9 protein-coding genes are annotated in these 11,942 nt (G+C 41.1%); 5 read left to right on the forward strand and 4 right to left on the reverse strand.

Annotated features, from left to right (window positions below; translation table 11 throughout):
- Positions 1 to 19 precede the first annotated feature (19 nt).
- On the reverse strand, positions 20 to 880 hold the full coding sequence (locus tag AC1XUO_RS14775; RefSeq protein ID WP_483330562.1) for an AraC family transcriptional regulator: 861 nt from the start codon (positions 878 to 880) through the stop codon (positions 20 to 22).
- 153 nt (positions 881 to 1,033) lie between these two features.
- Here AC1XUO_RS14775 and AC1XUO_RS14780 point away from each other — a divergent pair, with 153 nt between their 5' ends.
- Positions 1,034 to 1,879, forward strand: a complete 846-nt coding sequence (locus AC1XUO_RS14780; RefSeq protein WP_483330563.1) for a sugar phosphate isomerase/epimerase family protein — start codon at positions 1,034 to 1,036, stop codon at positions 1,877 to 1,879.
- 14 nt (positions 1,880 to 1,893) lie between these two features.
- Here AC1XUO_RS14780 and AC1XUO_RS14785 read toward each other — a convergent pair whose 3' ends face one another.
- The gene (locus AC1XUO_RS14785) at positions 1,894 to 2,112 is read right to left on the reverse strand and encodes a hypothetical protein (RefSeq protein WP_483330564.1); all 219 of its coding nucleotides are present in this window, start codon (positions 2,110 to 2,112) and stop codon (positions 1,894 to 1,896) included.
- A gap of 56 nt (positions 2,113 to 2,168) precedes the next feature.
- On the opposite strand from AC1XUO_RS14785, the gene AC1XUO_RS14790 reads away from it, so the two are divergent.
- Positions 2,169 to 3,029: a pirin family protein gene (locus AC1XUO_RS14790; RefSeq protein WP_483330565.1), complete on the forward strand. Its 861-nt coding sequence runs from the start codon at positions 2,169 to 2,171 to the stop codon at positions 3,027 to 3,029.
- A 106-nt stretch (positions 3,030 to 3,135) separates the two neighbouring features.
- On the opposite strand, the gene AC1XUO_RS14795 is transcribed toward AC1XUO_RS14790, so the two are convergent.
- Positions 3,136 to 4,407, reverse strand: coding sequence for an acyltransferase family protein (locus AC1XUO_RS14795; protein ID WP_483330566.1), 1,272 nt, complete (start codon positions 4,405 to 4,407; stop codon positions 3,136 to 3,138).
- Between the two features lie 87 nt (positions 4,408 to 4,494).
- Positions 4,495 to 5,046 (reverse strand): GNAT family N-acetyltransferase, encoded by a 552-nt coding sequence (locus tag AC1XUO_RS14800; RefSeq protein WP_483330567.1) that lies wholly within the window; start codon positions 5,044 to 5,046, stop codon positions 4,495 to 4,497.
- A gap of 294 nt (positions 5,047 to 5,340) precedes the next feature.
- Between AC1XUO_RS14800 and AC1XUO_RS14805 the strand changes: the two genes are divergently transcribed.
- The 3 genes from AC1XUO_RS14805 to AC1XUO_RS14815 all read left to right on the forward strand — a co-directional run bounded on the left by AC1XUO_RS14805 (position 5,341) and on the right by AC1XUO_RS14815 (position 11,718).
- Positions 5,341 to 6,465: a Gfo/Idh/MocA family protein gene (locus AC1XUO_RS14805; protein WP_090341048.1), complete on the forward strand. Its 1,125-nt coding sequence runs from the start codon at positions 5,341 to 5,343 to the stop codon at positions 6,463 to 6,465.
- 1,001 nt (positions 6,466 to 7,466) lie between these two features.
- Positions 7,467 to 7,943 carry an IS200/IS605 family transposase gene (gene tnpA, locus AC1XUO_RS14810; protein ID WP_483330568.1) on the forward strand — a complete coding sequence of 159 codons (477 nt, stop codon included), beginning with the start codon at positions 7,467 to 7,469 and terminating at the stop codon, positions 7,941 to 7,943.
- 46 nt (positions 7,944 to 7,989) lie between these two features.
- On the forward strand, positions 7,990 to 11,718 hold the full coding sequence (locus tag AC1XUO_RS14815; protein ID WP_483330569.1) for a PVC-type heme-binding CxxCH protein: 3,729 nt from the start codon (positions 7,990 to 7,992) through the stop codon (positions 11,716 to 11,718).
- Positions 11,719 to 11,942 lie beyond the last annotated feature (224 nt).

Raw genomic sequence — 11,942 nt, forward strand, 5'->3', positions numbered from 1 at the left:
GCTACACAGATAATGAATGTCAATAATTGCCTTTATACTCCCGCGGCGTGTGCCCGATGTATCTTTTAAAATTCCTGTTAAAATTGGATAAAGAGTCGAAACCACTGTCGTAGGCGATCTGCGCAATTGTCCATTGATCCTCTAAAAGTAATTTGCATGCATGCCCGACGCGTATTTCATTTACAAAATCAATAAAAGTTTTGTTGGAACGTGCTTTAAAATATCTGCAAAATGCCGCTTCACTCATACCGGCCAGTGAAGCAACATCGCCCAGCCTGATTTCCTGTGCGAAATGCTGAAGCACATAATTATGGACTTTTTGCATTCTTTCTGTTTCCGAAACTTTGTAAGTATTGACGTATCCGTAACTGGCTATCGGAGTGCCGCCTTCTTCATGTGCCAGTTTATCTAGTAATGTCAATAGTTTTAATATTCCTTGAAACCCTTCCGCACTTCTTAACTCCAGAAGCTCTTGCCGTATGTGGTCGCGCAGTGTTCCTTTATATGCAATTCCCCGCTTGGAATCGATCAGAAGCTGTTTCAGAGCCAGCATTTCTGATTTTTCAAAAAATTCTTTTCCCAGAAAATCTTCCTGAAAATAAAGAACAACACCATGTGTGAAAAGCTCTGAGCTACCTCCAAAATAAGCCGGATCGCTTCTCCATAAATGTGGAATATCAGGCCCTAAAAACACTGTATCGCCCGGTTCAAACGTCTGTATGGAATCTCCAATAAGTCTTTTACCAGTCCCTTCCAAAACTGTAAAAAGCTGATAGTGAGGATGAAAATGCCAGTTAGGATCAAAATGGTGTTCCCTCAGTTCATGAACTGTAACTGACCTTACCTGACTTTCAACATTTTTGTGAATCGGCGCTTTCATAGGATTTATTGACTTATCTGAATTTTGCCAAAAATAATGAACATTTTTAATCAAAAGTCAAAATACAGCTAGTTCTAATCAAAAGAGGGAAAGTATTTAGTATTTTGTTGTTGTAAAATTGTATTAAAAAAAATAATCTGCATGAAGTATAGCATGAATCTCCTTCTATGGGGAAATCAAATTGACGATAAACTCTTTCCTACACTCGAACTGATTAAAGAAATAGGATTTGACGGTATTGAGGTGCCGATATTTAACACCAATCCTGATCACTGGTTTAAATTCCGCAAAAAACTGGATGACATCGGATTATCCTGCGAAACCGACACGATTTGCGGTCCTGAGCACCACTTAATCAGCCGAGATCCTGCTATGCGGAAAGGAACTCTGGAGCATTTGAAACGTGCATTGGATTGCTCGCTTGTATTGGGGGCAACCAAATTAATGGGGCCCTACCATTCTGCATTGGGCGTTTTTACCGGTCAGCCTGCGACGGCAGAGGAATGGAAATGGGCGGTTGACAGCATCAGAGAGTTGGCAGATTACGCTGGCGAACTTGACATTACACTGGGACTTGAATATTTAAACCGATTTGAATTATATCTTACCAGCTGCGGCGATGAGCTGATCCGTTTTGTCGATGACGTAAATCATCCTCATTGCAAGATCATGTTTGATACTTTTCATGCTAATATCGAAGAAAAAAATATAGGCGATACGATGCGCAAAATGGGCGACCGTATATCTTTTATTCAGCTTTCAGAAAACGACCGTTCTACTCCTGGCAAGGGAAATGTAGATTGGGAAGGCATTTTTGGTGCGATCCGGGATTTGAATTATGATGGATGGATTAGCATTGAAGCTTTTAGTCCAAAATTACCAGTTGCCAATATCTGGCGAAAAATGTTTGAATCCGAAGAACAATTAATGCGCGACGGTTTGTCCTTTATCAAAACTAACATTGAAAGTCCGCAAATAATTAGGCCGGTTACTTTTTAATAAATACTGGTTTTTTACCGGTCGGACGGCGAAAAAGCCGACCGACCGGCTGCCCGTCCGACGGCTTTTCCGCCGTCGGACGGGTAAATAAAAAATACGATCCAAACTATAATTGCCAGATCTTTCGCCGTCGGAAGGGTAAAAAACAAGCTCCCAAATTTGGTTTCTAAATTTCCCAGCATCGGACGGATAAGAAATTCTCTTGCCATCAGAAAATCCTCCAACACCTCCATTCTAAAACTATTCTTCCCAAAATTTCATTATTAAACAAAAACGAGAAGAATACTTCATGAAACAGATCATAGCAAAATATAAGGCAACATATACGGATATGAGTGGCCTGGACACCTATCGCGTCATGCCTTCACAGGAAGTTGCCATCGATGCGCTGGAACCATTTCTTTTTTTGAATCATCACGGGCCACAGGTTTATCCGGCCAATAATCGGGGATTACCTTTTGGTCCGCATCCTCATAAAGGTTTTGAAACGGTCACCTTTATTATTGATGGAGATATTGTTCACACGGACAGTACAGGCTATAATAGCAAAATTGAAGCGGGCGGAATCCAATGGATGACTGCCGGCAAAGGAATAATCCACTCTGAAAATTCATCAAAAGAATTTCTCAAAAACGGAGGAAATGTTGAGATTTTGCAACTTTGGGTAAATCTGCCCGCCAGACTGAAAAATGTAGATCCTGCCTATATCGGACTGCAAAAAGAGCGGATTCCACATATAAATCAGGAAGGAGGAAAAGTCGTTATCGATGCTGTATCAGGAATTTGGGAAGGTCAAAAAGGTGCCATCGAATCACTTGCCGACGTTCATTTGGGGACAATATCTTTTGAAACAGGAGGAAAATTTGAGATCGAGATCCCTGAAAACAAAATGGTTTTATTTTATATCATCCACGGAAAGCTGAATGTCAACGGAGATGAAATTGATAAGCTCACGCTGGTTGAATTCGATGAGAAAGCCGGAACAATTCAGGTCGAAGCTATTGAAAAAAGTTTGTTATTAATTGGCCATGCCTCACCGAATAATGAACCTGTAGTTGCTCAAGGGCCCTTTGTAATGAACACAAGGCTGGAAATTCAGGAAGCATACGCTGACTATCAGGAAGGAAAATTTGGAAAGTGGAGACATTGATTTTTGAGAATATTTAGCAAAACGGGCATCGGGATAAATTCCGATGCCCGTTTTGTTAAATATTCAAACCTCAATAAACCTTCACCAAAAAATTGAAACGGACTATCTAGACCTTGAATACCAGTTTCTTACGATAGAGTATATACAATATAACAAACCATAATGTCAGATAGGTTAGCGCGTAGGCAAATGAAGCATCAGCCGGGTCCTGAAAAAATGGAGATAGGATAAATTGATAAAAATAAGCCTGTAACCCGACTGGATCACGGGTAGGATCGTTTGGGTAGTTAATCGTTATGCTGCTTAAAACCCTGGGAATGATCCCGGAAAAGAAAAATACGACCATAGGATTCACGCCAAATATGACGAAAAATTTCGTCCAGCCAGCAATGCCCAAGACGTCAATAACATAATACAAAATCACCAGGCAAGCAGACGCGATTCCGGCGGCGTACAAGACATAGGAACTTGTCCAAAGTGCCTTATTGATCGGAAACGCAACGTTCCATAACAAACCTATAACGATCCCGAGAATCGATCCGGTTAAAAGATAAACAGCCTTTTTATCTTTTGAAAAATGGCTGGTTAATAACGTTCCCACTAAAAGTCCGGCAATTCCTGTACCGATCGCCGGGAGTGTGCTCAGAATCCCTTCCGGGTCCCAGGTTTTTGAAGTTGCCCAAAGGTGGCCCGGAAGCAAGTAATTATCAAGCCAGGCAGCAAGGTTTGTTCCTTTTTCAAAATTCGCCTCACCAACTCCGGGCACCGGAATTAATGTCATTAAACCCCAATAGACCAACAAAACAGCAATACCAAGAAAAGTCTGTGTTTGCCAGTTTGTTTTAAAATATAGCAAAGAAACGATGAAATAAACAACAGCAATTCTTTGCAAGACACCTGGAATCCTCACGTTTTCATAATCAGCAAACCCGCCGAAAGCAAGGATCATCATCATTCCAAAGATTCCTGACGCGACGTAAAATTGAAGTTTTCGGTCATAATCACTGAAAAGTGCCAACACGATGATTGCAGTTATCACCAATCGAATACCAAGCAACGGCAATCCTTCCAGTCCAAAAGCGTGAATCTTTGAGAAGAAACTGAGAAATAGACCCAGACAGAAGATCCTCAGCGTCCTTGTGACTATTTTCTGTATCGAGCTGGCATTCAGATTTTTATTTGTAGTTGCTAAAACAACAGACACACCAACGATAAAAAGGAAAGTTGGAAATACCAGATCCGTCGGCGTGCAACCATGCCATTCTGCATGAAGTAACGGAGAATAAACATGACCCCAGTCTCCGGGATTGTTAACGATCGTCATGAGAATAATAGTCAGCCCACGCAGGACGTCCAATGAAATAAGACGCGGTTTCATTTATTTTTTCTTAAAGGTTAGGAACACACAAGGTACTGTTTTTTCAAAAGTTACTAAAACTATTTAGCAGCAATCAGTGGTCGATTATTACAACTCCCTGACCATATGAAAATACTGATGGCCCATAAAATCCTTCTTTCCAACCTCCCAAAAACCGAGCTTCTCATATAGTTTTTTCGCGGATGGATTTTCTGTATCCACAATAAGCCCGACTCGTTGAAAATTGAGTTTTATAGCATGGTCGCAAAATGCGGCAATTAGCTTTTTACCTATGCCTTTTCCCTGTTCCGAAGTATGGACATTTACGCAATCGAGGTAATATTCGCCCGCTTCTGTTTCATCACTCGGGTAAAAATCAGGATCGGATTTATGCATTTCGTCCAGGATGGGTCGCCGTAATTCATGAAGCAATTTTCCATCATAACCAGTGACAGCTCCTACGATCCCAAAATCATTTTCATACACCAAAGTATTCTCGTAACTATATTGGTTTTTATCATGCCTGAAAAAATTTTCTACAAACGGAATGGCATCATCATGGTTTTTTGACCTGGCAAAAATCCCCGCGATGTGGCCCAATGCAAGAATCATTAATGGAGCTACGACTTCGGCATCCTCAGGTTTTGCTGGTCTGATCATCTTTTTTTAGCGTAATATTTAAATTAAAAACTTTGCAAGTGTTTGTTTGGTATAGCTTTATTTTGCTCAAAAGACAGCGCAGATTTAAAAACAAGTCAAAATACAGTTAGTACTAATCAAAAGACGTAAAGTTTTTAGCATTATTTTGCTGTAAAATTGTATTGTTAATAAAAGAGCGAGGCAAAATACAATTCGTTATAAGAGGTGACATTGGGAATATCCTCAAAACGCCGTGTCAATGCTTTCGATTATGCCCTAATTACTTTATCCGAATCTTTAATCCTTTACTATTATATGTCACAAAAAATTAACATTGCCATTGTTGGTCTCGGTTTCGGAGCTGAATTTATTCCTATTTATCAGCGTCACCCAAACGCTAATATGTATGCAATATGTCAGCGTACAGAGTCAAAATTAAACGCAGTGGGCGACCAGTATGGTATCGATGTTCGTTACACAAGTTATGAAGACCTTTTGAATGACCCAAAAGTAGACGCAGTTCATATCAACTCGCCTATTCCAAATCATGCAGAGCAAACTTTAAAGGCGCTTCGTGCGGGAAAACACGTCGCTTGTACGGTTCCAATGGCAACAAGCGTTGAAGATTGTATGGAAATTGTTAAGGTTTGTAAGGAAACCGGCAAGAAATACATGATGATGGAAACGGTGGTTTATGCGCGCGAATTTCTTTTTGTGAAAGAATTATATGAAAAAGGAGAACTGGGTAAAATACAATTCCTGAAAGCCAGTCACCAACAGGATATGGAGGGATGGCCTGACTACTGGCCAGGTTTACCTCCGATGCATTACGCAACACATTGTGTTGGTCCGGTAGCCGGATTATTAAAATTGGAAGCTGAATATGTATCCTGTTTCGGTTCAGGGACGATCAGTGAAGATTTGGCAAAAATACACAACTCGCCTTTTGCCGTGGAATCTGCACATATTAAATTCAAGGATAGCGATTTGTCGGCTTATGTATACCGGTCACTGTTTGACGTAGCGCGTCAGTACCGTGAAAGTTTTGAGGTCTACGGAAGCAAAAAATCTTTCGAATGGCCATTGATCGAAGGAGAAGATCCTGTGATCCATACGGCTAAAAAACCGGAACATGAGATTGCTGAGCATGTAAAAACGCCGGATTACGCGCATTTGCTGCCTGAGGAAATTCAGCAGTTTACGGGACATGGAGTATATGATGCTGATGATAATTCTCACCTTTCATTTGTACAAGGAGGTGGCCATGGGGGATCGCATCCACATTTGGCAAATGAATTTATTGCCGCGCTGATCGAAGATCGTGACCCGTTCCCGAATGCATGGCAATCTGCAAACTGGACAAGTGTTGGTATCCTGGCGCATGAATCGGCTTTACAAGGCGGTGCTTTGATTCAGTTGCCTGATTTTAAAAATGCATAAATCTGATTGTTGATTGATATATATTACGGTGCGCTGCACCTTTGGAACTTGAACTAAAAACGGGCGTTTTCTACAAATATTATGGTGCTCTGCACCATTTTCAAGCACAAGATAATTCGTAAAAGATAGTGTTGTGTTGAGCACCAGAATATTTATAGAGACAAACAAAAATACGTTCACCAAAAGGTGCAAAGCACAGAAATATTTATAGAAACAAACAAAAAACACGATCACCAAAAGGTGCAGAACACCGAAATATTTGTAGAAACAAACAAAAATACGTTCACCAAAAGGTGCAAAGCACAGAAATATTTATAGAAACAAACAAAAAACACGATCACCAAAAGGTGCAGAACACCGAAATATTTGTAGAAACAAACATAAATACGTTCATCAAAAGGCGCAGAGCACAGAAATATTTGTAGAAACAAACATAAATACGTTCACCAAAAGGTGCAGAGCACAGAAATATTTGTAGAAACAAACATAAATGCGTTCACCAAAAGGTGCAGAGCACAGAAATATTTATAGAGACAAACAAAAACACGATCACCAAAAGGTGCAGAACACCGAAATATTTGTAGAAACAAACATAAATGCGTTCACCAAAAGGTGCAGAGCACCGAAATATTTGTAGAGACAAACAAAAACACGATCACCAAAAGGTGCAGAACACCGAAATATTTGTAGAAACAAACATAAATGCGTTCACCAAAAGGTGCAGAGCACCGAAATATTTGTAGAAACAAACATAAATGCGTTCACCAAAAGGTGCAGAGCACCGAAATATTTGTAGAGACAAACAAAAACACGATCACCAAAAGGTGCAGAACACCGAAATATTTGTAGAAACAAACATAAATGCGTTCACCAAAAGGTGCAGAGCACCGAAATATTTGTAGAAACAAACATAAATGCGTTCACCAAAAGGTGCAGAGCACCGAAATATTGTTAGGTTTACCCAGATAAAAATTTAAATCTCAAGACACACACCAATCAAAATGGCAAATACTTACACACAACTATATATTCAAATTGTTTTCTCAGTTCAGGGCCGGGAAAGTATAATTAAAAAAGCCTGGAAGAATGATCTGTATGCTTACATCGGAGGAATCATTTCAAGCAAAAAATCCAAACCGTTGGCAATTAACGGTATGCCGGATCATATTCACATTTTCATGGGATATAATCCGACAATAACATTGCCTGATTTAGTTGAAGAAATTAAAACGTCGTCAAACAAATTTTTAAAAGCTAAATACAAACTGGCTGTTTTTAATTGGCAGAAAGGATACGGTGCGTTTTCATATAGTCGCTCGCACATTGATGCAGTGATCAAATACATTGATAATCAGGAAGTACATCATAAGACACGCACATTCAGAGAAGAATATATAAAAATGTTGACCGATTTTAAAATTGATTTTCAGGATAAATACCTATTCGATTTTCAACAAATTTCCGAATGGGATAATTAAATGAATTTTACATTACCAGACTTACAAATAAATCCTTAATAACTAAATGAAAACCAAAGCTTTATCTTTTATAATAGGCATTATTCTTCTCGGATGTGCCGTCCAGCAATCCTCACAAAATGCTGTGAGTAAAACTGAGGCCACAAAGGGCCGCAGGATTGAGGTGCTTTTCCTGGGAGATACGATCGGCCATCACAAATCCTCTGAACGTGCGCCTCAAATCATGGCGGCTCTTGGGCCTAAGGGAATAAACTTCACTTATACGGACGATTTGAATGACCTGAACCCGGAAACATTGAACAAATACGATGCATTAATGCTTTATGCAAACTGGGACTCGATCGCTCCGCAGCAGGCCAAAGCATTATTGGATTACGTTGCCAGCGGCAAAGGATTTATTCCGGTTCACTGCGCATCTTATTGTTTCCGTAACAATCCTGAGGTTGTTAAATTAATCGGAGGTCAGTTCTGGAGACATACCTGGGATACCATTCAGCCTGTCTGGACAAAACCTGAACATCCGGCACTTGCCGGTGTAAAGTCTTTTAAAACGGTTGACGAAACTTATTTACACAAATTATTACAACCTGACAATGTGATCCTTACCGAGCGCATTATTCAGAAAGATCAGGAAAAAGATAAGCCTGGTGTTGAGAAAGAGCCTTACACATGGGTTCGTACGCATGGAAAAGGACGTGTTTTTTACACGGCATATGGCCACGATGAACGCACCTGGGCCGTTCCTGGGTTTCACGATCTGATTGAAAAAGGAATTCTTTGGGCTGTTAATGATGATGCGAAAAAATCCTTTGCAGCTTTGGCCCCAAAACCTTTCGAATACAGAGAAGCAAAACTTCCGAACTACGAACAACGTCCTGGTGCTCAGATGCAGCAATTGCCGCTTTCTCCAGAAGAATCTGTGAAACATATCCAGATTCCGGTTGATTTCACATTGGACATTTTCGCACATGAACCTGACGTGATGCACCCGATCGCGATGACTTGGGATGAGCGCGGAAGGTTATTTGTATTGATCACAAAAGATTATCCAAACGAAAGAAAAGATACGGGTGGAAGCGATTATATCCTGATTTGCGAGGATACGGATAAAGATGGGAAAGCTGATAAATTCACGAAATTTTCGGATGATCTGAGTATTCCTACTGGATTGGTTTTCGCTAATGGCGGTCTGATCGTTTCTCAGGCACCTCATATGTTGTTCTTGCAGGATACTGACGGAGATGATAAAGCGGATGTTAAGAAAATTCTTTTCAGCGGATTCGGAACGGGTGATACGCACGCCGGACCTTCAAACCTTCATTACGGTTTTGATAACTGGGTTTATGGATCAGTTGGATATTCCGGTTTTAAAGGTAAAGTTGGTAAAAGCGATAACCTGGATTTTGGACAAGCACTTTTCCGTTTCAAACCAGATGGTTCTGACATGGAAATCGTTGCAAAAACTTCAAATAATACCTGGGGATTAGGCTTTAACGAAGCGGGCGATTTGTTTGGTTCAACGGCTAATAATTCGCATGGCTGGTACAGCGCAATCCCAAACCGTTATTTTGGAGCAAGCAAAGTGGATAACGGAAGCCGCAGTACCGATACGCACAAAGACATGCAGCCGATCACGCCGAAAGTTCGTCAGGTTGACGTTTTTGGAGGTTTTACTGCTGCTGCCGGACATAATTTCTATACTGCCCGTGCCTATCCTAAAAAGTATTGGAATAACGTAGCATTTGTATCTGAACCAACGGGACATATTCTTCACCAGAATTTTATGGAGAAAAATGGAACGGATTACGAAGATAAACTTGGCTTCAACTTACTTGCTGGTGCTGACGAATGGGTTGCCCCTGTTTTTGCAGAAGTAGGTCCGGACGGCGCCGTTTGGATTGCTGACTGGTATAGCTACATTATCCAGCATAACCCTACACCGAAAGGATCTGAAAATGGTGCAGGAAATGCTTATGAAACGCCTTTGAGAGACTTTACACATGGTCGTCTTTACCGTGTCGCCTATAAAAAAGCACCGGAATACAAACCTCTTACTTTGAGCAAAAGTCGTCCGGAAGAATTGGTTGCGACTTTGAAAAATACCAATATGTTATGGCGACGCCATGCACAAAGATTGTTGGTAGAACGTGGACAGAAAGACGTGGTCCCTCAGCTTGTTGCCTTAGTAAACGACAAATCTGTTGATGAAGTTGGGTTAAATACGGCTGCAATTCATGCCTTATGGACATTGCACGGACTGAACGCCATTGAAGACCCACAGGTTCTTTCCGCTGTAAACGCTGCGCTCCAACACCCAAGTAATGCGGTTCGTAAAACTGCCGTTCAGGTTTTGGCTCGTACTCCTGCCTCGGCCCAGACTTTGCTTTCTGTTGATGCTATTCATGACAAAGAACCTTTGGTTGTCTTAAATACACTTTTAGCTTTCTGTGAAATTCCATTGACACCACAAATTGAAACGGCTGTTCTTGGACTTCTGGATAGTTACGCGCAGGCTGACGACCGTTGGATGCCGGATGCTTTCGCTGCTATTTTGAACGCACATGACGGCAAACTGCGCAAGACATATTTGGCTCAGCGCGTAAGCAAGTCAGGACCTCAAAAATCAGCCGGAACGGATGCTAAAAAAACAGTGATGGATCATTCAAAAATGAATCATGACAATCATGAAGCAAATAAAGTGACCGTTCAAGGCTCTGCAGAGCTTGCCATTACGAATATTACCATCGAACCTGCGACGCCTTATGTTCGGGAATATGCAAGGGTTGTGATTGAAATTACAAACCAGGGAAGTGTTGCCGTACCGAAAGACTTGGTTCCTGTTGTGAATGTGGGTATCAGAAGCCGTTCTTTGAACACCAATTATGTTAGTCGTCAGTTAAATGCAGGTATTGCACCCGGCGAAACGATTAAACTGACCGAAGGCAACAACGGTCCGTGGAAAGCCGGTTTCGGATTTACTTCAGATGAGTCAGGAAAAGTTAGCGTTACGGCAACGGTTGATGTTGACAACGTGGTTCCTGAAAAAGACGAGAACAAAAATAATACGATGAGCAAAAGTTTCGAAGTGAAACGTCTGGACCGTCTGTCTGACTTTGCTTTGGAAAGAGCTGCACGTGGTTACACTTCTTATGCTTCGGGTGACGAAGTGCTTGATATGATCAAAACGGCAGAATCACTTGACCCGCAGGGAAGAAATGCGGTTTTGAAAGGAATTCTTGGCGCCTGGAATCCAAAGCGTAAAGAAACGCTTTCTGATGCCAACCGCACTTTACTTGCTTCTGTTAAAGGAAATATCCAGGATGACCTAAGCACTAAATTCACAACCCTTATGGAGTCTTACGGTATCAAGGATGAAGTCGCTTCTGATCCAAATGTTCAGATCGTTCGTATCAAGGCAATTCGCGAGGAGATGAAATTCAGTGTTACCGAGTTTACCGCAATAGCAGGAAAAACGGTTGAAATCATCTTCGAAAACCCGGATGCGATGCAGCACAATATTGTCGTTGGAAAGCCAAAAACAACAGCTATTATTGGTGCAGCCGCTGATAAAATGATCACTGCAAAAGATGGTGCTGAGAAAAATTATGTACCAAATATCCCTCAAATTATTGCAGCGACGCCGCTGGTGAACCCGGAACAAACCTATCGTTTGAAATTCGTGGTACCAAAAGAAATTGGTGACTATCCTTACGTCTGCACCTTCCCAGGCCACTGGCGCCTGATGACAGGTGTTATGAAAGTAGTGAAAGAATAAAAAATAAGCTGGCCGTTGCTTCGGTGACGGCCAGTTTTTAATACTATATTTTTATAAGATTATTTACACTCATCTCTCATACTAATCTTATGGCCTATGAATAAACCATCGACAAAAGCATGCAGGAACGTTTATTAATCAGCGTTCAAAAAACCCTCTTCTTTAAACCATAAGAATGTACTTTTCACCTGGCAGAGCACTATTTCTTCGGAAATGTTGCGTGG

The organism is Dyadobacter sp. HNCC25DJ186, from assembly GCF_056895235.1.